We start from the raw sequence: 20,578 nt of genomic DNA, 5'->3' as shown, positions 1-20,578 counted from the left end.
CGTTTAGGTAAGGCAAACCTAAAGCATGGAGGAGCCTGAGAGTGCATTGGGGTGGTATGAGGGCATGGTGATGTGACGTGATTCGCGTCGCGAGGAGGTGATGCGGGGCCCACGACCCCGATGTGGCGGAGGCGGGCGGCTCAGCACGCGGAGCAGGGGCGTCATGAGCGAGTCATGGGCCTGGCATCCGCGCGCGGCGATGCAGCGTCACCTGAGCACAGCAGCGCAACGCACGCCGCGGTCGAGCCGCTTCGGTGCCCCCGGCGAGATTCGAACTCGCGACCTAGAGATTAGAAGGCTCTTGCTCTATCCAGCTGAGCTACAGGGACTCACCCGCCGAGAGCGGGTAAACAAGAAAACCCCCAGATCGCTCTGGGGGCCACTTGCTTGGGGTGAGTAACGGGACTTGAACCCGCGACATCCTGGACCACAACCAGGTGCTCTACCTGCTGAGCTATACCCACCATGCGCCGTCCACGTCACCGTGTCAGGCAGCGCGGACGAATATACCCGAAATAGGGCCGCCGCGCCCAATCAGGGGCGCGTCCGGCGTCAGGGGCCAACCTCGTAGCGCTTGGCGATGACCTGCGCCTCGTTCGACGTCGGGCCGGGAGCGGGCACGAAGACGGCCTCGCGGTAGTAACGCAGCTCCGCGATCGACTCGCGGATGTCGGCGAGGGCGCGGTGGCCGCCGTGCTTGGCGGGCGCGTTGAAGTAGGCGCGGGGGTACCAACGCCGCGAAAGTTCCTTGATCGACGACACGTCGATCGTGCGGTAGTGCAGGTGCCCCGCGAGCTGCGGCATGTCGCGCTCGAGGAAGCCGCGGTCGGTCGAGACCGTGTTGCCACCGAGCGGCGCCTTCCCGGCCTCGGGCGCATGCTGCATGACGTACTCGAGCACGAGCGCCTGCGCTTCCTCCATGCTGACCCCTTCATCAAGCTCGCGGAGCAGCCCGGACCTGGTGTGCATGTCGCGCACGAAGTCACCCATCTGCTCGAGGGCTGCCGGCTCGGGCTTGATGACGACGTCGACGCCGTCGCCCAGCTGGTTCAGCTCGAAGTCGGTGACGAGCGCGGCTACTTCGATGAGGGCGTCGTTCTCCAGTTCGAGGCCCGTCATCTCGCAGTCGATCCAGACGATGCGGTCGGTGTGGGCGCGGTCGTTGTCAGTCACGGCGAACATCCTAGCTGTGATGACCAGGCACGTTGGTCGAGTCATTGCGACTCGTTGATCTGAACGGGTGACAAGCGAAGACCTCTCGCTGTGCAGTGGAGCTGTCTAGGTCCCACACCACGCACCGGGAGGTCTTCATGGCCCACGCTACCCACTCGAACGCCGCGCTCACAGTCCGCGCCCGCCTACGCCTGGCCCGCCTCATCATCGACGACGAATGGCCCATCGCCCGCGCAGCAGAACGCTACGACGTGTCCTGGAAGACCGCCGCGAAATGGGCCCGCCGCTACGAAGCTGAAGGCGCCGACGGTCTCCTGGATCGTTCCAGCCGCCCCCACCACCAACCGAACAAGACGCCACCACACGTGGTCCGCAAGATCGTCAAGACCCGGCTGCGTCAACGCCTCGGACCCATCGAAATCGGCGCGAAACTGGGCCTGCCCGCCTCAACCGTGCACGCCGTCCTGACACGCTGCCACCTCAATAGGCTCACCCACATCGACCGCGCCACCGGCGAACGAGTACGCCGCTACGAACACGGGCGCCCCGGCGATCTCATCCACGTCGACGTGAAGAAACTCGGGCGCGTGCCCGACGGCGGCGGCCACCGCTACGTCGGACGCGCCCAAGGCGAGCAGAACCGCATCGCCACAGTCAAAGCCGGCCACGCCACCCGTAACAGCACCCACGCACCCCGCCTGGGAACGTGCTACCTGCACACCGTCATCGACGACCACTCCCGCGTCGCGTACGTCGAAGCCCACGACGATGAGAAGAAAGAAACCGCAGCGGCCGTGCTGCGCAACGCTGTCGCATGGTTCGCTGCGCGCGGCGTCAGCGTCCAACGCGTGCTGAGTGACAACGGCTCAGCGTACAAGAGCCACCACTGGCGTGACACCTGCGCCGAACTTGGCATCGTGCACAAGCGCACCCGCCCGTACCGTCCACAGACGAACGGCAAGATCGAACGCTTCCACCGCACCCTGGCCGACGGGTGGGCCTTCGCGAAGTTCTACGACAGCGAAGACGCCCGGCTCGCGGCGCTGGCACCATGGATCCACCAGTACAACCACCACCGGCCCCACTCAGCCATCGGCAGAGTCGCGCCCATCACCCGGTTGGACAACCTGGCTGGTCATCACACCTAGCGAGCCTCGCGCCCGCCATGACGATGCCGCCCCACCCCGCGTTCGGCGGAGTGGGGCGGCAACGTCATGCGGCGAATCGCGCTGAGCAGGTGCTCAGTTCGCCGTCGTGTTCGAGAACCAACGGCGACGGCGCTCCTCGCGCTCCGCCGTCACGGCGCGGTACTCGCGCGTGTTCGGGTGCTCGTAGCGGTTGCGGGCATTCTCGACCTCGGCCCACTTCTCCTCGAGCGGACGCTCGGCCTCGGCCTTCTTGTGCTGCTTCGCGCGCTCGGCCTCCGCCTTCTTCTGCTCGGCCTCGACCTTGTGACGCTGCGCGTCACGACGCTCCCGCTCCTCACGCTTGTGGCGGCTCTCGGCGAGCGCACGACGGCGACGCACCTCGCGCGCCTCGGCGATCTCCGCCGCCTCGCGCTCCGCGGCGTCGTCCGTGGCGCGACGACGCGTCACGCCGTCCGCGCGTGAGGCGCCGGAGCCGTCCGCGAGGTCGGGGGCCTCGTCCTTCGTGGCCGCGGCGAGCGCCGGAGCCGCTTCCTGCGTCTTCGACTGCGGACGCGTCGGACGCTTCTCGCTCGAGCCGGCCTGAGCGGCCATCGTGCGCTCGTCGGAACGCTCCTTGGGAGCCTCGGGCAGCATCGTGCGGACGGCCTCGTCCGGCACGCCGGACGACAGGCGCAGGGCGTGGACCTGCTCGACGAGCGCGTCGTACTTCTCTGCCTTCTTGTCGATGCCCTTCTCGTCACGCACGGGCAGGAGGATGAGCTCTTCGGCCGGGTAGCCGGTCTTCAACTGGCGCGTGCGCAACGTCTCGGAGTCGAACTCCGCACCGAAGAGCATGGCGAGGTTCGTGATCCACAGCCACAGCAGCAGGATGATCGGCGTCGCCATCGGGCCGTACGTCTTGCCGTAGTTGCCCATGTTGGACACGTACCAGGCGAAGGCGATCGTCCCGATCGCCCAGATCACGAACGCGAGGACGGCGCCCGGGTTGAACATCGCCTGCTTGAAGGGACGCTTCACGTTCGGCGTACCCCAGAACAGCAGCGAGATGATGAAGATGACGACGACGATGACGAACGGCACCTTCGCCCAGTCCCACACCGTCGCAGCCTGCGTGCCGAGACCGACGGAGTCGAAGATCTGCTCCGCGATGCCACCCGAGACGACGAGCGAGAACGCGGCGAGGATCGCTAGGACGAACGCCACGATCGTGACGAAGTAGAGCCACAGCCGCAGCTTGAAGACGGGGCGGCCCTCGGCAACGTCGTAGATACGGTTGCTCATGCGTGAGAAGGCGTTGACGTAGCCCGACGCCGACCACAGCGACACCAGGATGCCGAGGATGAAGGCGAGGCCGGCGCCGCCGCCCTGCAAGTTGTTGATGAAGGTCGTGAACCCCTCGGGGATGTCGTCCTTGTTCTTGCCGACGATCTCCGCGATGGCTTCGATGACGCTGTCCGTCGTCTTCTGCCCGTTGCCGAACAGCCCGATCGTCGAGACCGCCGCAATGATGGCGGGGAACATCGCCTGCACCGAGTAGTAGGTGAGCGACGCTGCCAAGTCGGTGCACTGGTCCTGCGAGAACTTGGCCGCAGCGCGCTTGAACGCGACCTTGTAGTCGGGTTTGGCGTCGAGCTTCGGCGGATCGCCGTACGGGCGCTCCACTCCGGCTTCAGGAAGGCTCGTCATGAGTCGTCTCCGGTGTGTTGTGGTCAGAACTGTTCTGTCTCGAATCTATCGCCCCGATCGCGCCGCGTCCCATCCCCCGCTGGGCGCGTCGGAGGCGTATCGTGTTGCGCCGCACGCGAGGCGCGGCTCGAAGTTGGCCCGAAGTGCCGCTGTCGTCTATAGTTTTTTCTCGTTGCGCCAATAGCTCAATTGGCAGAGCAGCTGACTCTTAATCAGCGGGTTCGGGGTTCGAGTCCCTGTTGGCGCACCAGAAAAGCCGTTGCAGCAGAACGTCGTTATACGTCGTCGCCGCGGTGTCGAAGGGCCGGTGAACACGTGTGCACCGGCCCTTCGTCGTGCGCCTTGACCGCGTCACGACGTCGCGCCAGGTCGGTTCGACGATCATCGGCGACGGGAACGCTCAGTCGGCGTCGTCGGTGGAGATGACGTCCGCCTGCGAGTTCAGCTCGTGGGCCGGCACCCCCATCTCCTTCTCGGCGTCGCTCTGCTCGTCTCGCGTCGTGTTCTCCTCGTTCGCGGACGTGGCGTTCTTGTCGTTCTCACCGGGCATGGTTGCCTCCCTGCGTTGACGGCGTTCACTGTCGCCTCAACCCTTTCACGGGGCGCCCCGGGCCGCCATCACCTTGCGGGTGATGCCCGACCCGGCACAGGCGCCTCACGAGCCGGGGCACTCGAACCCGAGCATGCGAGAAGGCCCACCGTGAACGGTGGACCTTCTCCGGAGTGGTGCGCCAACAGGGACTCGAACCCCGAACCCGCTGATTAAGAGTCAGCTGCTCTGCCAATTGAGCTATTGGCGCAACGAGGAGAAACACTACATGAACCGCAGGTGCGAGGCCAAATTCGTGTCAGCGCCTGCGCCTCCCCCGACGCGACGGCTCGGAGAAACACGCGTGGCCCGCTCGTCGCGGGACGAACGGGCCACGTCGGGAGGCGCCGTGGAGCGCCCAGTGTCAGGAGCGAAGGCGCTTCGCGAGGCCGACGAGCACGAGCAGCCCACCGAGGCCGCCGAGACCCATCGCGACACGGTCGGAGCGCAGGTCGCCGTCAGCAGTGCGGGTCGCGTCGGTCAGCGCGAGGCGAGCGCTCTCGGTCTGACGCTTGGCGATCTCCTTCGGCTGCGCGCGGAACGCGAGCTCGTCGATCGTGCCGGCGAGGCGCGAACGCGACGCGGCGAGCTCAGCTTCGATCTGCTTGGCCGTCTTGGGTGCCATGGTGGGTCTCCTTGCCACATGCGGAAAACTAGGATCTTGACTCAAAGGTTAACGCACCAGACGGATTCGCTCAGGAGGACTTCACCCATGGCACGCCTCGAAGCTGGTACACGCGCCCCCGACTTCACGCTGACGAGTGACGCCGGCACCCAGATCTGCCTTGGCGACTACGCCGGCCGCAAACTCATCATCTTCTTCTACCCCGCCGCGATGACGCCAGGATGCACCACGGAGGCCTGCGACTTCCGCGACTCGCTCGCACCGCTGCAGGCCGCGGGCTACGAGGTCATCGGCATCAGCCCCGACGCGCCCGCCAAGCTCGCGACGTTCGTCGAGAAGGAGCAGCTGACGTACCCGCTGCTGTCGGACGAGTCGAAGACGACGCTCGAGGCGTACGGCGCCTACGGCGAGAAGAAGCTGTACGGAAAGCCCGTCGTCGGCGTCATCCGTTCGACGTTCGTCATCGACGAGAACGGCGTCATCGAGCTCGCGCGCTACAACGTCAAGGCCACCGGACACGTCGCGTCACTGAAGAAGGCCCTGAAGTTCGAAGCCTGAGCGCGCCCTGACGCAGGGTGGGCGCGGCCCCGCCGCGGTTCTGCCCCACGCAGGATGGCGGACAACTCACGTGTAAGCCCGTCACGACTCGCCTCCTCGTGAGTTACCTGCCATCCTGTGCAAGCGTCGGCGTCGGCATGGGCTCGGACGACGTGACGTAGGATCGTCGGCGCTGCGCCTGTGGCGGAATTGGCAGACGCGCCAGATTTAGGTTCTGGTGTCTTAGACGTGGGAGTTCAAGTCTCCCCAGGCGCACCGAGGACGAGGGCGGCACTCGCAGACGCGGGGCCGTCCTCGTCGCATGTCGAGTGCGGTGCTCGGGTGGGCTCGAGTTGACGGGCCCCACTCGGCAGGCGAGCGGCCATCGCCCGGATCCAAGACCCGCCCAGGTTGGCCCGCTCCCTCACCTCGCGGGCAACCGAGACCGATTCGCAACCGAAAACGCCCTCCCCTGACGTCGCGGCGGCTCTACTGTGAGCCCAGCACGTCACGACGCCCCAGCCGAGCACGAACGCCCCAGCTCGTCCCGGCCGGCGCACCCGTCGTCGGAGGAAGCCATGCGACACACCATCACGGCTGCAGTCTCACTCTGCGCCCTCACCACCCTCGTCGGGTGCTCGGGCGGATCGTCGACGAGCGGTGACGCCTCGTCATCAGCGTCGACGTCGGCCTCAGTGTCGGCCGCGTCCACGCCCCCATCGTCCACCGCCTCGGCTCCTGCGAGCGGGTCGTCGTCGGCAGCGCCGTCATCGAGTGCCAGCGGCACGAACGGCGCATCCTCGAGCGCAACGAGCGCCGGCGCCTCGAGCACGACGGTCCCCTACCCGACCAGCCCGGCGCCGTCGTCGTCCGGCGCGTTCAGAGTCGAGATCACCTCCGTGACGTACGCCAACGGTGCGTACGACGCGGTCGTCACGACGCGCCCCGGCGCCACGTTCTTTCTGGCCCCGACCTCCCCGGGCGCCAACGGCATGTCACCGTCAGCATCGGCGGGGGGCGTCTGCACTGCGGGAACCAAGGGCGTCCAGGGCATGCTGACGACGTACTCGCTGCACTGCCCGGGCGAGCAGAATGCTGCGACGCTCCTCATCGTGCGCGTCGCGGGCGGCGGCTCGGGAGCCAGCGTCGCCACCCCCCTGGCTGTCGGCACGACGCCGTGAAGCGCGCCCGTCGCGCGATCGCGGTCGCGACGCTCCTCGCGCTCACCGGCTGCTCCGCGCAGGCCATCACCCCGGCGTCCCCGTCGTCGAGTCGCATGACGCGGCCCTCCGTCGTCCCCACCATCGATCTGCCCGAGGGCACGGGCCCGACGGATCCGGATGTCCCCGCCGAAGGTTCGACCGATGCGCCCGAATTCGTCCCGACACAGATCTGGGTTCGTTCGGCGACCTACACCCGGGGCTCGTACGCCCTGACGCTCGCGACTGCGCCCGAGGCCGACTTCGTTCTTCAGGACACGCGAGCCGCGGGCGGTGGGCAGCTCATCCAAGGAGGTGACGCTGATCCCCAGTGCAGCAAGACCTCGGAGAAACCCCTGTCTGCACCGATCAAGGGTGCCCTGAAGAACGTCACCCACCTCGTGACCCTGACGTGCCACGTCACCGGCGCGCTGAAGCGTCCTGCCATCTCCGGCCTCTGGGGCGACGCCACGCACACGGGCGCGACCTCGGCGATCTTCGCGCTCGGCGATGCCAAGGCCCAGGGCAGTCCGCAGACAGATCCGGACGCGCCGATCCAGGCCGACCAGCCCGTCGACACGCAGGTCGTGTCCGCCCACTACCAGGGCGAGAACGTGACGGTGACGGCGTGGGCCACCGAATATGCCGCACTCACGCTCGCCGTCGCTGAGGCCCAGGACACGAATGAGTTCCCTGAGTGCACGACGGCCTTGTCGCCCGAACATCGCCCGGGTGTGAAGACGCCGACACAGCAACGGCTGTTCACGATCATCTGCTCGAACGTCAAGCGCCCGACGACGTGGGGGCTCGACGTCGCTCAGGCCACGGGAGAACTGGGTCAGGATGCGGTCTTCACGAGCACGACCGTACAGCTGCCGTGGAAGGCAGCGCCATCTGGTGCGCGGTCAGGATCCGCGTCGGTTTCATCGACGTCGGCGACGGCATCGACCTCGGCGAAATAGCTTCGCCGAGCCTCAGACGAGCGCCGCCACCTGCGGCAGGATCGCGCGGAAAGCTCGCCCGCGATGGCTGATGGCAGCCTTCTCGTCCGCGGTGAGTTCGGCCATGGTCCGGCCGTCGGGCAGTTCGAAGATCGGGTCGTAGCCGAACCCGTTCGTACCGCGCTGATGGCGCGTCAGGCGCCCTTCGACATGGCCGAACTCCACCTGCGTCGACTCGTCGGGAACTGCGAGCGCCACGCAGCACATGAAGCGCGCGGTGAGCTTGTCGGCGGGCACGTCGCCGGTCTGGGCGAGCAGCAGGTCGATGTTCGCCTGATCCGCGCCATGCGTGCCCGACCAGCGTGCCGAGAACACGCCCGGACAGCCACCGAGGACGTCGACGGCAAGCCCCGAGTCGTCGGCGAGCGCCGGCAGACCTGTCGCGCGCGCAACGTCATCGGCCTTGAGGCGCGCGTTCTCCTCGAACGTCACACCCGTCTCGACGGTGTCGGCCAGGTCGGCGAACTCGCCGACGCTCACGACGTCGATGGGCAGCTGCGCTGCGTCGAGCAGGTGCTGGAAATCCGCGATCTTGCCGGCGTTGCGGGTGGCGAGCACGACGCGGGTACGTGCCTCGGCGGGGCGAGCGTCGCTCACTGCAGGCGCTCGCGAGCGTCGGCGGCGAGAGCGTCGCGCTGCTTCGTCGTCAGGTCGGCGATGCCGTCGGCGGCGAGGTCGAGCAGGGCGTTGAGCTCGTCACGGCTGAACGGCGCACCCTCGGCGGTGCCCTGCACCTCGACGATGCCGCCCGAACCCGTCATGACGACGTTCATGTCGGTCTCCGCCGTCGAGTCCTCGGGGTAGTCGAGGTCGAGCACCGGCTGACCGGCGACGATGCCGACGCTGATCGCGGCGACCGAATCCGTCAGAGGCTTCGCCTTCTTGGCGATGAGACCGCGCGCCTGAGCGTCGGCGATGGCATCCGCGAGCGCTACGTAGGCGCCGGTGATCGACGCGGTGCGCGTGCCGCCGTCGGCCTGCAGGACGTCGCAGTCGATGACGATCGTGTTCTCCCCCAGCGCCTTCGTGTCGATGACGGCGCGCAGGCTACGCCCGATGAGGCGGCTGATCTCGTGGGTACGGCCACCGACCTTGCCCTTGCGCGCCTCGCGGTCGCTGCGGGTGTTCGTCGAGCGCGGCAGCATCTCGTACTCGCTCGTCACCCAGCCGGTGCCCTGGCCCTTGAGCCAGCGCGGCACGCCCTCGGTGAACGACGCAGCGCACAGCACGCGCGTGCGACCGAACTCGACGAGGCAGCTGCCCTCGGCGTGATCGAGCCAGTTGCGGGTGATGCGCACCTCGCGCAACTGATCGGGGGTGCGGCCGTCGTGGCGGGGGGTGGGCGTGGCTGCGTCAGTCATGGCGTCAGCCTATCGAGCGCGGCGAGGGTTGCTGAGCGGCACCGCAGCCTGGAGATGCCGCTCGCGGTCGCCTGACGGCCGTGGACCCGACGATGGCGGGTAACTCACGCGTCGGCGAGATGTTTTCCGCCGAGGCGTGAGTTACCCGCCATCCTGTTGGGGGCTGACACGTTAGGAGCGCCAGGTGAACGTCGGCTAGTGAGTGCCGGCACCGGGCTCGCCGGGCATCACACGAAGGTCTGACGAATCTCGTGGCGTTCCCCGTCGACGACGACGTGCGCGAGGGATCCGTTGACGAGGACGTTGCCGGGTGGCACGTGACCGAAGTCGACGTCGGCGACGATCGGCACGTCGAGGCTCCCCAGCGCATCGAGAATCGCGTCGTCCTGCGTCAGACCTGCTCGTTCGGGCGCACCGGTCCGGCCGATGAGCACCGCTGATGCCCCCTCGAACCACCCGGCGAGGCGCAGCCCGTGGAGCATGCGCGCAGCATCGAGCGAGGGTGCCTCGCAGTTCTCGAGGTAGACGATGACGCCGTCATCCTCGTGGTCGCGAGCGAAGTGGCGCACGTCGCCGTACGGGGTGCCCGCGAGATGGCACACGACGTCGAGGCGCCCGCCGATGAGCCGTCCGGAGACGTCGACGCGCGGCTCCCCCGCGAGCACACGCCACGTCGTCGGCTCGCTCAGATCCATGCGGTCGGCGCAGGGGTGACGCTCCCAGTCGTCGAACCCACCGCGCCGACGCACGCGCGGGTCCTCCTGGACGAAGGACGCCCTGGCCGGCATCGTGGCGGCGTCGAGCCAGTGCGTGGTGCCATGCGGCAGCCCGTACGGCGCGTCCATGAGGTTCTGGCCATGCATCGTCGCGACGCCGGAGCGCAGCGTCAGCGGGAGCAGCAGCGTCGAGATGTCGCTCCACCCGACGACCCAGGTAGGGTCCGCGCGCAGCGCGTCGTGGTCGAGCAGGTCGACGAGGTCGATGGCCAGCTCCCCGCCCCACGGCGGGACGACGGCGCGCACCGCCTGGTCGCGGACGAACGCGTTGAACTCATCGGCCCGTGCACGCGCGGGGCCGCTCGTGATGCCGTCACCGATCAGGCACTCGCCGAGGACCACCTCGAAACCGCGGCCACGCAGCCAGTCAGTGACGAAAGTCAGCCGTGCCTCGTGTTCGGGTCGAACCGGCGCCGACGGGGCGGTCACGGCAACCGTGTCACCGGGACGCAGCGGGCGGGGGTAGCGAATCTCGGTCGACATGCCGTCATCCTGGCATTCGACCGTGAGCAGGCGCGGGCGCATTTGCTCCGCCCCCGGTGCGCGCCCCCGTCAGCCGATGTCGTTCTGCCGGCGCGACACTGCGCCACCCGAGGATGGCGCGTAACCCACAGGTAGGCATGCAGCAAACCCCCACCTGTGAGTCATCCGCCATCCTGGTGCGACGGCACGCCGCCCGTCGACGGCGCGCGGCGCGCGTCAGAGCTCGTAGGCCTCCCCGGCGACGGCGACCTCGACGTCGCCCTCCCACACGGTGCGAGCATCCCGCAGGCAGTCCTCGACGGGCGTCCACGTCGGGATGTGGGTGAGCATGAGCCGCTTCGCCCCCGCGTCCTTGGCCGTCTGCGCGGCGCGCGAGCCGCTGAGGTGGACGCCGCACATCTCGTCGTCGCGACCGTCGACGAAGGCCGAGTCGGTGAGGACGAGGTCGGCGTCCCGCTCGAGCTCGACGAGTGCCGGGCAGGCGTCCGTGTCACCCGTGTACGCGAGCACGGCGCCGTCGGCCTCGACGCGGAGCCCGTACGCCTCGACGGGGTGGTTGACGAGGTGCGGCGTGATGCGCAGCGGGCCGATCTCGAACGTCTGACGGTCGACGAGGTCGACGAAGTCAAAGGCTGTGCCCAGGTCTTCGGGCTTGTCGACGGCGTAGGCGCGCGTCAGGCGCTCGCGTGCGCCCGCGGGTGCGTGCACCGGCAACTTGGCGTCGAAACGACCGAGCGGGTCGTAGTTGCGCACGACGTAATAGCTGCACAGATCGAGGCAGTGGTCCGGATGCAGGTGGCTGATGACGACGGCGTCGATCTCGTCGACCTCGCGGTAGCGCTGCAGCGCGCCGAGCGAGCCGTTGCCGAAGTCGAGCAGCACCGAGGTGCGCCTGCCGTCGGCCTCCGCCTCGACGAGGTAGCAGGAGGCGGGCGATTCAGGGCCCGGGTAGGAGCCTGAGCAACCGATGATGGTCAGTTTCACAGCGCCGCCTCACGCGTCACCGCGGTCACCTCGGGGCCGAGGAAGCGCCGCGCGAGGGTCTCGAACGCGGCCGGGTCGCCCGTCGTCATCCACTGGTGCTGCGTCGGGCCGAGCTCGGGATCGCGCAGCTGACCGATGTCGGCGAGCACGCGGTAGACGTCCTTCGCCGTCTCCTCCGCCGACGACACGAGTGTCACCGTCGAGCCCACGACGTAGCTGATGACACCGGTCAGCAGCGGGTAGTGCGTGCAGCCGAGGATGAGCGTGTCGACGCCTTCGTCGACGAGGCCGTCGAGGTACTTGTGCGCGACCGTCAGCAGCTCCGGGCCGGAGGTGATGCCGGCCTCGACGAACTCCACGAACCGCGGGCACGGGACGCTCGAGATCTTGACCTGCGGCGCGGCGGCGAAGCTGTCGGTGTAGGCACCACTCTGGTGCGTCGCCTCCGTCGAGATGACGCCGACGCGGTTGTTGCGCGTCGCCGCGGCGGCACGGCGCGTCGCCGGGCGGATGACCTCGACGACGGGCACGTCGTAGCGCTCGCGCGCGTCGTGCAGGACTGCTGCGGACGCCGAGTTGCACGCGATGACGAGGGCCTTGACGCCCTGTTCGACGAGTGAATCCAGGCATTCGATGGCGTACTGCCGCACCTCGGCGATGGGTCGCGGGCCGTAGGGCGCGCGGGCGGTGTCGCCGAGGTAGATGATCTTCTCGTGCGGCAGCTGGTCGAGCACGGCGCGCGCCACGGTCAAACCGCCGTAGCCGGAGTCGAAGATGCCGATCGGTGCGTCAGTCACGCTTTTCAGGGTAAGTCGTGACGTGTGGTGCTACTCACCGGTTGCGACCTGAGGAGGTGTGAGGCTGCCCATATCGCATCGCTTCGGCCGCCCGGAATGGGCGCCGTCAGGCGTCGTCCTCGTCAGCGACGTAGGTGTTGGCGAGTACGCCGATCTCGGGGATCTCGACCTCGACGCGCTGCCCCGCCCGCACCTGGCCGACGCCCTCGGGGGTGCCGGTGAGGAGGACGTCACCCGGCAGCAGCGTGAACGCCTGCGACGCGTGCGAGATGAGCTGCGCGACGTCGTGGATCATGTCGGACGTCGGCCCGTCCTGCATCACCTCGCCGTCGACGCGCGTCGTCACGCGCGTGGCGGACGGGTCGAGCTCGGTCTCGATCCACGGCCCGAGCGGGCAGAACGTGTCGAAGCCCTTGGCGCGCGACCACTGGCCGTCACTCTTCTGAAGGTCGCGGGCGGTGACATCGTTCGCGATCGTGTAACCGAAGACGACCTTCTTCGCCTCCTCGACGCTCACCTTCTTGCACATGCGCCCGATGACGACGGCGAGTTCGCCCTCGAAGTCGACGCGCTCGCTGATCGACGGCATGACGACGGGGTCGTTCGGGCCGACGACGGCGGTGTTCGGGATGAGGAACATGAGCGGTTCCTTCGGCGCCTCGCCGCCCATCTCACGCGCGTGCTCGGCGTAGTTCTTGCCGATGGCGACGATCTTGGAGCGCGGGATGACGGGCGCGAGCAGACGCACGTCGTCGACCTGGTGGACGGCACCCGTCAGCTCGATCTTCGTGTAGAGCGGGTCGCCCGTGATCTCGGCGATCTTCTCGCCCGCCCCGTCGACCAGACCGAACATCGGGTCATCACCCGTCGTGAACCTCGCGATACGCATGTGTCCATCCTATTTCGTCGTCGCCGGTCCGCTGACGGGGCGGTGCGGTGCGGCAGCAGGCTGTGGATCGCAGCGCCGTGGGTCGAGTTCTAGGATCGACGGGTGATGGAGCAGGTCGAGGTGATGACGCCGGCGCAGTGGCGCGAGGCGGTCGCCGCCCACGAGGCACGCGTGGCCCCGCACGTCGAACCGCATCTCGGACGTCGTAAGGAGCACCGCAAGCATCCCGTCGAGGATTTCCTCTTCGTCTACTACTCCTACTCCCCCGGCAAGCTGCGGCGCTGGCACCCGGGCGCAGGCGTCGCGTTGCTCGTCGACGAGCGCGGTCGCACGCCCATCACCGACGACCGGTCCACCCGCCGCATCACGACGGCCGTGGGAGATGCCGACGTCCTCGACCTCGAGGCGTTCGTCGAGGCACGCGACCGTACGATCGCGTTCGTCAGGTCGCTGCTCACCGCGACGCTCGCGCGCGCACCGCACCTGGGGTGCTTCGGGATGCACGAGTGGGCGATGGTCTACAAGCTCGCGCCGGGCGAGCAGCGCCACGAGCAGTTGCCGCTGCGCCTGAGCCAGGCCGCGACGGACGACGTCGTCGAGGCCGCCGACATCCGCTGCACGCATTTCGACGCGTACCGCTTCTTCACGCCCGACGCCGTCGAACTGAATCGCGAGCGCCCGACGCGCGAGCGTCAGGTCGAGTTCGAACAGCCTGCGTGCCTGCACGCAGGGATGGATGTCTACAAGTGGGCGCACAAACTCGCGCCTCTCGTCCCGAGTGACCTCGTGCTCAACGCGTTCGAACTCGCCAAGGAGATCCGCACGCTCGACATGGAGGCCAGCCCCTACGACGTGCGCGGCCTCGGCTACGGCATCGTCCCCGTCGAGACGCCGCGCGGCCGCGCCGAGTACGTTCGTCGTCAGCGCGAGTTCGCCGGGAGTTCGCAGGAGTTGCGACGACGCCTGCTCGACGTGCTGGACCGTGCCGCCCCCGCGCCCTGACACATCTGCGACTTACGTCCACTTCTGGAACCGTTCTCAGCCTGGTCGATGAATCGCGAATGTGAACGTAAGTCGCAGAGGGGGACGAGATTCGCCGACGTGAACAGGATTAGCCGCTGAGGATCAGGGGTGGGAATCGAGGGTGAGGCGGCGTTCGAGGTAGCGGGCGACGCCGTCGGCATCGTGGGGGCCACAGGTGTCGTCGGCGATCGCGAGCACCTCGTCGTGAGCGTTCTCGACAGCGACGCCGCGCCCGGCCCATGTCAGCATCGGGATGTCGTTGGGCATGTCGCCGAAGGCCCACGCGTCGTTCGCGTCGATGCCCCGCTCCCCGCACCAGGCCTCGAGGCGGGCCGCTTTCGTCACGCCCGGGGCGCTGATCTCGGCAAGCCCTGCCGCTCCTGAGTATGCCAGCACTCCACGCCCACCGAGGCACTCCGTCAACGCCTCGACGAACGCATCGCCGCGCCACGCCTCGTCGCGCAGCAGAATCTTGCCGACGACGACGTCGGGCGGCAGCGCGGTCAGCTCACAGTCGCGGACGCCGGCGTCGTGCGCCGGCATGCCGGCGTGGGCGTCCGGGTAGGCGGCGCTTCGGAACATGCCACGATCGGTCTCGACGGCAGCTCCCGCATCCGGGAAGCGTCGCCGCAGATGCTCGACGACGGCGAGTGCCTCATCCGCGGTGAATCCGTCGGCCTCGATGACGCGCCGTGTCGCGAGGTCGTAGACGAACGCCCCGTTCGCGCAGATCGCCAGGGTGTGGGCGCCGACATCGTCGGCTGTCGACTCCGGCGATCCGGCAGCACCCACGAGTTCCGCGAGGTGATCGAGCCAGCGCGGTGGCCGCGCGGTGACGACGATCGTCTCGATGCCGCGCGCACCGAGCCCCGACCACACCGCGCGGGTGCGCTCGCTGACGCGTCCGTCGGCGTCGAGCAGCGTGCCGTCGAGGTCACTCGCGACGAGACGCGGCATCGGCCCGGCACCCGTCGCGCGGGATGCCGGGCCGTCGAGGCCAGCAGATGTCATGGGACGTGGCCCGCGGTCAGACGAGGCGCGTCATCCAGCCGCGCGTGTCCTCCGCGGTGCCCTTCTGGATCGCGAGGAGTGCCTCGCGGATCTTCGTCGCGTACGGGCCGGCCTCGCCCTCGGGTCCGGACGTCACCTCACCGTCCGTCCACACGAGACGCCCCACGGGCGTGACGACGGCGGCCGTGCCACACGCGAAGATCTCGCTGATCGTGCCGTCGTTGCAGCCCTCGATCCACTCCTCGATCGTCACGCGACGTTCGACGGGCGTGAGGCCCAGGTCCTTCGCGAGTTCGAGGATCGAGTCGCGCGTGACGCCCTCGAGGATCGTGCCGGTGAGCTGCGGCGTGACGAGCTCACCGTCCTTGGTCACGAAGAAGACGTTCATGCCGCCGAGCTCCTCGACGTACTTGCCCTCGACCGAGTCGAGGAAGACGCTCTGGTCGCAGCCGCGCTCGTTCGCCTCGATCTGTGCGGCGAGCGAGCTCGCGTAGTTGCCGCCGCACTTGGCGGCGCCCGTGCCACCGACGCCGGCACGCGAGTAGTCGCGCGACAGCCACAGCGACACCGGCTTCACGCCGCCCTTGAAGTACGCACCCGCGGGCGAGGCGATGACGCAGTAGGTCACCTCGCGGCTCGGACGCACCCCGAGGAACGCCTCGGACGCGAACATGAACGGGCGCAGGTAGAGGCTCGCCTCGCCGGCATCGAACGCGGGCACCCACGACTCGTCAGCCTTGACGAGCGCCTTCAGCGACTCGACGAAGTCGTTCTCGTCGATCTCCGGCAGCGCGAGACGGTTCGCCGAACGGTTGAAGCGCGCCGCGTTCTTCTCGGGGCGGAACGTCCAGACCGAGCCGTCCTCGTGACGGTAGGCCTTCATGCCCTCGAAGATCTCCTGCGCGTAGTGCAGGACGGCCGCCGCCGGGTCGAGCTGGAACGGGCCGTACGCCTTGACCTCGCCGTCACCCCACCCGGAGCCCTCGCGCCAGATCGAGACGACCATGTGGTCGCTGAACTTCTGCCCGAAACCGGGGTTGCTCAGGATCTCGGCGCGCTCCGCGTCAGCGCGCGGGGCGGGGTTCGGCGTCATCGGGAACGTCAGGGCCATGGTCTTCTCCAAGTTGGCACAAAAGTGGGATGCGTCACTGTGTGGCCCCAGGTTAACGCCGAAGCAGCACGGCGGGCGTCATCGGGTCCGGGGCGAGCGCGGAGCGTCGACGATGTTGCCCGGGTTTCGCGGCACCCTCGCCGCGAAACCCGGGCAGCATCGGGAAGATGTCAGAGGCGGGCGCCGATCGCGTCACCGATCTGCGACGTCGAGCGGGTGGCGTCACCGCGTGACGCGAGATCCTCGGCGACGGCCTGTTCGACGCGGCGTGCCTCGTCGCCGCGCCCGAGGTGTTCGAGCAGCAGCGCGGTCGACAGGATCGTCGCGGTCGGGTCGGCCTTGCCCTGGCCGGCGATGTCGGGGGCCGAGCCGTGCACGGGCTCGAACATGCTCGGCGCATTTCCTTCGGGGTTGATGTTGCCCGATGCGGCGAGCCCGATGCCGCCGGTCACGGCCGCGGCAAGGTCGGTGACGACGTCGCCGAACAGGTTGTCGGTGACGATGACGTCGAAGCGCGAGGGATCGGTGACGAGGTAGATCATCGCCGCGTCGATGTGCGCGTAGTCGTGCGTGACGTCGGGGTATTCGGCACCGACCTCCTCGACGGTGCGGCGCCACAGGTGGCCCGCGTACGAGAGCACGTTGTGCTTGTGCAGCAGCGTCAGCTTCTTGCGCTCACGCTTGTTCGCGCGCTCGAACGCGTCGCGGACGGTGCGCTCGATGCCGAAGCGGCTGTTGACGCTCACCTCGGTTGCCATCTCGTGCGGCGTGCCGACGCGCAGCGCACCACCGTTGCCGGTGTACGGGCCCTCGGTGCCTTCACGGACGACGACGAAGTCGATGCCACCGCGCGCAATGTCCTCACGAAGCGGCGTCGAGACACCCGGCATCAGCTTGCTGGGGCGCAGGTTGATGTAGTGGTCGAGCTCGAACCGGATGCGCAGCAGCAGCTCGCGCTCCAGCAGGCCGCTCGGCGCGCTGGGGTCACCGATCGCCCCGAGCAGGATCGCCTCGTGGCCGCGGATCTCCTCGAGCACCGAGTCGGGCAGCGTCTCCCCCGTCGCGTGCCAACGCTTGGCACCGAGGTCGTACTGCGTCGTGCTCACCCCGCCGTCGGTCACGGCGTCGAGAACCTTGAGGCCTTCGGTGACGACCTCGGGGCCGATTCCGTCGCCTGCGATGACTGCGAGATCGATGTTGCTCATGCCCCGCAGATTAGCTGCTCGTCTTGCCATGCGAAACGCTGGTCTCGCGATACGAACCGCGCGGCAGGGCGCAACCGTCAGGCGCTCGCCACCAACGCAATCCCTGCGAGTACGACGAGCGCGCCGACGAGCTTGCGCGCCACCCCGCTCTCCTTGAACATCCACGCCCCGAGCAGCGCACCGACGACGATGCCGCTCTCCCGGGCCGGTGCGACGAGGGCCACGGGCGTCGACTGCATCGCGACGAGGACGAGGACGTACGCGAGCGGCGACAGCACGGCGATGACGGCGGCCTCCCGCCACCAGCGCCGACAGATGGGGGCGACCTCGGCGCCCGCGCGGCGCGAGCGTTCGAGCCCGGGCGTCAGCAGGACCGTCTGCCACGCGGTGCCGAGGGCGAAGTAGACGACCGGGTCGAGGCTCAGGTGCGTGACGCTCACGTCGTCCCACAGCGTGTACCCCGCGATCGCCGCGCCCGTCAGCGCGCCCCACTTCAACCCGTCCGCGACGCTGTGATGCCGCTCGCCACCCCGCGCGCTCGCGACGACGACGGTGCCCGCGATGATGACGAGCCCGCCGAGCAGCGCGGCCGGCCCGGGCCGTTCGCCCCCGAACACGACGGCGACGAGCATCGTCAGCAACGGTCCGACGCCGCGCGCGAGGGGGTAGACGACGCCGAGGTCGGCCCGGTCGTAGCCGGTCTGCAACCACAGCTGGTAGGCGATGTGGATGACGCCGGAGACGATCGGCGCCCACAGCAGCGACCACCCCTGGGAGGCGAGGACGGCCAACGCGATCGGCAGCCACACGATCGCCGACAGCACGTCGTAGAACCAGACGAAGACGTATCCATCCCCCACGACGCGTTTCGCGGCGATGTTCCACACGGCGTGCAGGAATGCTGCGGTCAGCACGAGAGCGAGGCTCGTGGCGCTCATGAAGTCCTTCCATCACGCAGGTCCGCGCCGGATCGAACATGCGAGGAGACGACGAAGACGCCCGCCGGGGCGAACCGTTCGGTCCGGCGCGACGGGCGTCGTCGGGGAGGGAAGTGGTCAGTCCACCTTGCGCGCGGCGCCCTTGTCGGCGCTCTGCGCGAAGCGCGCGAAGATCTTGAGCGCCGCTGAGACGGGGCGGTGACGGTCGACGGGCTCCCAGCCGCGCTCGTCCTGTTCGGCGCGACGGCGCACGAGTTCGGCGTCGTCGACGAGCAGGTTGACGCGACGGTTGGGGATGTCGAACTCGATGACGTCACCGTTCTTCACGAGACCGATGGCGCCACCGGCCGCAGCCTCCGGCGACACGTGCCCGACGGACAGACCCGAGGAGCCCCCGGAGAAACGACCGTCGGTGATGAGGGCACACTTCGGGCCGAGCCCGACGCCCTTGAGGTAGCTCGTCGGGTACAGCATCTCCTGCATGCCGGGGCCGCCCTTGGGGCCCTCGTAACGCACGACGACGACGTCGCCGGCGTCGATCTCGCCCTTGAGAATCATCTCGACGGCCTGCTCCTGGCTCTCGGCCACCTTGGCCGGGCCGGAGAAGTTCCACTGGTGCTCGGGCACGCCGGCCGTCTTGACGATGCACCCGTCGGGGGCGAGGTTGCCGCTGAGCACCGCGAGCCCACCCTCGCTCGTGTAGGCGTGCTCGACGGAGTGGATGCAGCCGTTCTCCGGGTCGATGTCGAGGCTCTTCCAGCGGTTCGTCGAGCTGAACGCCTCCGTCGTGCGCACCCCGCCCGGCGCGGCGTGGAACAGTTCGGTGGCCTTCTCGGTGGCGGAACCCGAGCGGATGTCCCAGTCCGCGAGCCACTGCTCGAGCGATGGGCTGTGCACCGAACGGACGTCACGGTGGAGCATGCCACCGCGATCCAGCTCACCGAGGATGGCGGGGATGCCACCGGCGCGATGCACGTCCTCCATGTAGAACTGGTTGCTGTTCGGCGCGACCTTGACGAGGCACGGCGTGACGCGCGAGAGCTCGTCGATGTCCTCCTGGTCGAAGTCGACACCCGCCTCCTGCGCCGCGGCCAGCAGGTGCAGGATCGTGTTCGTCGAGCCACCCATCGCGATGTCGAGACGCATCGCGTTCTCGAACGCCGGCTTCGCGGCGATCGCGCGCGGCAGCACCGAGTCGTCGTCGCCGTCGTAGTAGGTGCGGCACAGGTCGACGACGAGTCGGCCCGCGTCGAGGAAGAGTTCCTTGCGCGCGGCGGCCGTCGCCAGCGTCGAACCGTTGCCCGGCAGCGACAGACCGAGCGCCTCCGTCAGGCAGTTCATCGAGTTCGCCGTGAACATGCCCGAGCACGAGCCGCACGTCGGGCACGCGCTCTGCTCGATCTTCGTGATCTCCTCGTCGGAGACCGTGTCGTCGACCGACTTGATCATCGCGTCGATGAGGTCGAGACGCGTCTCAGCCGTGCCGTCCTCCCCGATGACGGCCTTGCCCGCCTCCATCGGCCCGCCGGAGACGAACACCGTCGGGATGTTGAGACGCAGCGCGGCGAGCAGCATGCCCGGCGTGATCTTGTCGCAGTTGCTGATGCAGACGAGCGCGTCGGCCTGATGCGCGTTGACCATGTACTCGACGGAGTCGGCGATCACCTCGCGGCTCGGCAGCGAGTACAGCATGCCCGAGTGACCCATCGCGATGCCGTCGTCGACGGCGATCGTGTTGAACTCACGCCCGACGCCGCCGGCCTCCTCGATGGCGCCCGCGACGAGCTGACCCATGTCCTTGAGGTGGACGTGACCCGGCACGAACTGCGTGAAGCTGTTCGCGATCGCGACGATCGGTTTACCGAAGTCGCCCTCCCCCATGCCGGTCGCGCGCCACAGGGCACGCGCGCCCGCCATGTTGCGTCCGTGAGTCGTCGTGCGTGAGCGAAGTTCAGGCATGCGTTCAGTCTCCCAATTTCGAGCAAGCGGTGCGAGAGGCGTTCAGAGAATGACCGAACCCGGCCACCTCGAAGGGTGTCCGG

The 20,578-nt window shown here is 68.5% G+C and carries 21 protein-coding genes and 5 tRNA genes; 7 read left to right on the top strand and 19 right to left on the bottom strand.

Annotated features, from left to right (window positions below):
• Positions 1 to 255: 255 nt before the first annotated feature.
• The 3 genes from EDC82_RS04990 to orn form a co-directional block, all read right to left on the bottom strand.
• Positions 256 to 329: transfer RNA gene (locus tag EDC82_RS04990), tRNA-Arg, on the bottom strand.
• A gap of 59 nt (positions 330 to 388) precedes the next feature.
• Positions 389 to 464, bottom strand: a tRNA-His gene (locus EDC82_RS04985).
• Between the two features lie 88 nt (positions 465 to 552).
• Complete coding sequence (gene orn / locus EDC82_RS04980; RefSeq protein ID WP_074041093.1) at positions 553 to 1,182, bottom strand: oligoribonuclease; 630 nt, start codon at positions 1,180 to 1,182, stop codon at positions 553 to 555.
• A 128-nt stretch (positions 1,183 to 1,310) separates the two neighbouring features.
• Between orn and EDC82_RS04975 the strand changes: the two genes are divergently transcribed.
• Positions 1,311 to 2,321 carry an IS481 family transposase gene (locus EDC82_RS04975; protein WP_131940773.1) on the top strand — a complete coding sequence of 337 codons (1,011 nt, stop codon included), beginning with the start codon at positions 1,311 to 1,313 and terminating at the stop codon, positions 2,319 to 2,321.
• A 93-nt stretch (positions 2,322 to 2,414) separates the two neighbouring features.
• On the opposite strand, the gene EDC82_RS04970 is transcribed toward EDC82_RS04975, so the two are convergent.
• Positions 2,415 to 4,007, bottom strand: coding sequence for a YihY/virulence factor BrkB family protein (locus EDC82_RS04970; RefSeq protein ID WP_083603953.1), 1,593 nt, complete (start codon positions 4,005 to 4,007; stop codon positions 2,415 to 2,417).
• Between the two features lie 174 nt (positions 4,008 to 4,181).
• Between EDC82_RS04970 and EDC82_RS04965 the strand changes: the two genes are divergently transcribed.
• A tRNA-Lys gene (locus EDC82_RS04965) sits at positions 4,182 to 4,257 on the top strand.
• Positions 4,258 to 4,407: 150 nt separating this feature from the next.
• On the opposite strand, the gene EDC82_RS14505 is transcribed toward EDC82_RS04965, so the two are convergent.
• The 3 genes from EDC82_RS14505 to EDC82_RS04955 all read right to left on the bottom strand — a co-directional run bounded on the left by EDC82_RS14505 (position 4,408) and on the right by EDC82_RS04955 (position 5,221).
• Positions 4,408 to 4,557, bottom strand: coding sequence for a hypothetical protein (locus EDC82_RS14505; protein ID WP_156444976.1), 150 nt, complete (start codon positions 4,555 to 4,557; stop codon positions 4,408 to 4,410).
• Positions 4,558 to 4,731: 174 nt separating this feature from the next.
• Positions 4,732 to 4,807 (bottom strand) — tRNA-Lys (locus EDC82_RS04960).
• Between the two features lie 153 nt (positions 4,808 to 4,960).
• Positions 4,961 to 5,221 (bottom strand): DUF3618 domain-containing protein, encoded by a 261-nt coding sequence (locus EDC82_RS04955; protein WP_006946019.1) that lies wholly within the window; start codon positions 5,219 to 5,221, stop codon positions 4,961 to 4,963.
• 87 nt (positions 5,222 to 5,308) lie between these two features.
• Between EDC82_RS04955 and bcp the strand changes: the two genes are divergently transcribed.
• Entirely contained in the window at positions 5,309 to 5,779 is a 471-nt protein-coding gene (bcp, locus tag EDC82_RS04950) for a thioredoxin-dependent thiol peroxidase (protein ID WP_006945970.1), read from the top strand.
• Between the two features lie 174 nt (positions 5,780 to 5,953).
• Positions 5,954 to 6,034, top strand: a tRNA-Leu gene (locus EDC82_RS04945).
• Positions 6,035 to 6,266: 232 nt separating this feature from the next.
• Here the strand turns inward: EDC82_RS04945 and EDC82_RS04940 are convergent.
• Positions 6,267 to 6,590, bottom strand: a complete 324-nt coding sequence (locus tag EDC82_RS04940; protein ID WP_006945929.1) for a hypothetical protein — start codon at positions 6,588 to 6,590, stop codon at positions 6,267 to 6,269.
• Positions 6,591 to 6,657: 67 nt separating this feature from the next.
• Between EDC82_RS04940 and EDC82_RS04935 the strand changes: the two genes are divergently transcribed.
• Positions 6,658 to 6,939 carry a hypothetical protein gene (locus EDC82_RS04935; protein WP_006945861.1) on the top strand — a complete coding sequence of 94 codons (282 nt, stop codon included), beginning with the start codon at positions 6,658 to 6,660 and terminating at the stop codon, positions 6,937 to 6,939.
• Positions 6,936 to 7,919: a hypothetical protein gene (locus EDC82_RS04930; RefSeq protein ID WP_006945933.1), complete on the top strand. Its 984-nt coding sequence runs from the start codon at positions 6,936 to 6,938 to the stop codon at positions 7,917 to 7,919. Before EDC82_RS04935 ends, EDC82_RS04930 begins: the two co-directional genes overlap by 4 nt.
• A 12-nt stretch (positions 7,920 to 7,931) precedes the next feature.
• On the opposite strand, the gene rdgB is transcribed toward EDC82_RS04930, so the two are convergent.
• The 6 genes from rdgB to EDC82_RS04900 form a co-directional block, all read right to left on the bottom strand.
• Entirely contained in the window at positions 7,932 to 8,555 is a 624-nt protein-coding gene (rdgB, locus tag EDC82_RS04925; protein WP_006946027.1) for an RdgB/HAM1 family non-canonical purine NTP pyrophosphatase, read from the bottom strand.
• Positions 8,552 to 9,319 carry a ribonuclease PH gene (gene rph, locus EDC82_RS04920; RefSeq protein WP_006945987.1) on the bottom strand — a complete coding sequence of 256 codons (768 nt, stop codon included), beginning with the start codon at positions 9,317 to 9,319 and terminating at the stop codon, positions 8,552 to 8,554. Before rph ends, rdgB begins: the two co-directional genes overlap by 4 nt.
• Before the next feature lie 227 nt (positions 9,320 to 9,546).
• Complete coding sequence (locus tag EDC82_RS04915; RefSeq protein WP_040014800.1) at positions 9,547 to 10,578, bottom strand: S66 peptidase family protein; 1,032 nt, start codon at positions 10,576 to 10,578, stop codon at positions 9,547 to 9,549.
• Positions 10,579 to 10,794: 216 nt separating this feature from the next.
• Complete coding sequence (locus EDC82_RS04910) at positions 10,795 to 11,562, bottom strand: MBL fold metallo-hydrolase (RefSeq protein ID WP_006945863.1); 768 nt, start codon at positions 11,560 to 11,562, stop codon at positions 10,795 to 10,797.
• A complete protein-coding gene (gene murI / locus EDC82_RS04905; RefSeq protein ID WP_006945967.1) occupies positions 11,559 to 12,359 on the bottom strand; it encodes a glutamate racemase in 801 nt (266 codons plus the stop codon). The genes EDC82_RS04910 and murI overlap by 4 nt, the downstream gene beginning before the upstream one ends.
• Positions 12,360 to 12,465: 106 nt before the next feature.
• Positions 12,466 to 13,248 (bottom strand): fumarylacetoacetate hydrolase family protein, encoded by a 783-nt coding sequence (locus EDC82_RS04900; protein WP_006945908.1) that lies wholly within the window; start codon positions 13,246 to 13,248, stop codon positions 12,466 to 12,468.
• Positions 13,249 to 13,353: 105 nt separating this feature from the next.
• Here EDC82_RS04900 and EDC82_RS04895 point away from each other — a divergent pair, with 105 nt between their 5' ends.
• Positions 13,354 to 14,250, top strand: a complete 897-nt coding sequence (locus tag EDC82_RS04895) for a hypothetical protein (RefSeq protein WP_006946017.1) — start codon at positions 13,354 to 13,356, stop codon at positions 14,248 to 14,250.
• Positions 14,251 to 14,373: 123 nt separating this feature from the next.
• Here EDC82_RS04895 and EDC82_RS04890 read toward each other — a convergent pair whose 3' ends face one another.
• The 5 genes from EDC82_RS04890 to ilvD all read right to left on the bottom strand — a co-directional run bounded on the left by EDC82_RS04890 (position 14,374) and on the right by ilvD (position 20,495).
• A complete protein-coding gene (locus tag EDC82_RS04890) occupies positions 14,374 to 15,282 on the bottom strand; it encodes an HAD family hydrolase (RefSeq protein ID WP_235006119.1) in 909 nt (302 codons plus the stop codon).
• A 16-nt stretch (positions 15,283 to 15,298) separates the two neighbouring features.
• Positions 15,299 to 16,393: a branched-chain amino acid aminotransferase gene (locus tag EDC82_RS04885; protein ID WP_006945941.1), complete on the bottom strand. Its 1,095-nt coding sequence runs from the start codon at positions 16,391 to 16,393 to the stop codon at positions 15,299 to 15,301.
• 170 nt (positions 16,394 to 16,563) lie between these two features.
• On the bottom strand, positions 16,564 to 17,598 hold the full coding sequence (locus tag EDC82_RS04880; RefSeq protein WP_006945931.1) for a 3-isopropylmalate dehydrogenase: 1,035 nt from the start codon (positions 17,596 to 17,598) through the stop codon (positions 16,564 to 16,566).
• 77 nt (positions 17,599 to 17,675) lie between these two features.
• On the bottom strand, positions 17,676 to 18,536 hold the full coding sequence (locus tag EDC82_RS04875) for an EamA family transporter (RefSeq protein ID WP_131940771.1): 861 nt from the start codon (positions 18,534 to 18,536) through the stop codon (positions 17,676 to 17,678).
• A 117-nt stretch (positions 18,537 to 18,653) separates the two neighbouring features.
• Entirely contained in the window at positions 18,654 to 20,495 is a 1,842-nt protein-coding gene (ilvD, locus tag EDC82_RS04870; protein ID WP_074040772.1) for a dihydroxy-acid dehydratase, read from the bottom strand.
• Positions 20,496 to 20,578 lie beyond the last annotated feature (83 nt).

It is taken from the genome of Dermacoccus sp. SAI-028 (genome assembly GCF_004346775.1).
Classification (GTDB): Bacteria; Actinomycetota; Actinomycetes; order Actinomycetales; family Dermatophilaceae; genus Dermacoccus; species Dermacoccus nishinomiyaensis.
This window is presented reverse-complemented; position numbering and strand designations above follow the sequence as displayed.

Bases quoted from the DNA above. Each gene is read 5' to 3' on its own strand.
- orn (WP_074041093.1), bottom strand. From the start codon at position 1,182: ATGTTCGCCGTGACTGACAACGACCGCGCCCACACCGACCGCATCGTC.
- EDC82_RS04975 (WP_131940773.1), top strand. From the start codon at position 1,311: ATGGCCCACGCTACCCACTCGAACGCCGCGCTCACAGTCCGCGCCCGC.
- EDC82_RS04970 (WP_083603953.1), bottom strand. From the start codon at position 4,007: ATGACGAGCCTTCCTGAAGCCGGAGTGGAGCGCCCGTACGGCGATCCG.
- EDC82_RS14505 (WP_156444976.1), bottom strand. From the start codon at position 4,557: ATGCCCGGTGAGAACGACAAGAACGCCACGTCCGCGAACGAGGAGAAC.
- EDC82_RS04955 (WP_006946019.1), bottom strand. From the start codon at position 5,221: ATGGCACCCAAGACGGCCAAGCAGATCGAAGCTGAGCTCGCCGCGTCG.
- bcp (WP_006945970.1), top strand. From the start codon at position 5,309: ATGGCACGCCTCGAAGCTGGTACACGCGCCCCCGACTTCACGCTGACG.
- rph (WP_006945987.1), bottom strand. From the start codon at position 9,319: ATGACTGACGCAGCCACGCCCACCCCCCGCCACGACGGCCGCACCCCC.
- EDC82_RS04915 (WP_040014800.1), bottom strand. From the start codon at position 10,578: ATGTCGACCGAGATTCGCTACCCCCGCCCGCTGCGTCCCGGTGACACG.
- EDC82_RS04900 (WP_006945908.1), bottom strand. From the start codon at position 13,248: ATGCGTATCGCGAGGTTCACGACGGGTGATGACCCGATGTTCGGTCTG.
- EDC82_RS04895 (WP_006946017.1), top strand. From the start codon at position 13,354: ATGGAGCAGGTCGAGGTGATGACGCCGGCGCAGTGGCGCGAGGCGGTC.
- EDC82_RS04890 (WP_235006119.1), bottom strand. From the start codon at position 15,282: ATGACATCTGCTGGCCTCGACGGCCCGGCATCCCGCGCGACGGGTGCC.
- EDC82_RS04885 (WP_006945941.1), bottom strand. From the start codon at position 16,393: ATGGCCCTGACGTTCCCGATGACGCCGAACCCCGCCCCGCGCGCTGAC.
- EDC82_RS04880 (WP_006945931.1), bottom strand. From the start codon at position 17,598: ATGAGCAACATCGATCTCGCAGTCATCGCAGGCGACGGAATCGGCCCC.
- EDC82_RS04875 (WP_131940771.1), bottom strand. From the start codon at position 18,536: ATGAGCGCCACGAGCCTCGCTCTCGTGCTGACCGCAGCATTCCTGCAC.
- ilvD (WP_074040772.1), bottom strand. From the start codon at position 20,495: ATGCCTGAACTTCGCTCACGCACGACGACTCACGGACGCAACATGGCG.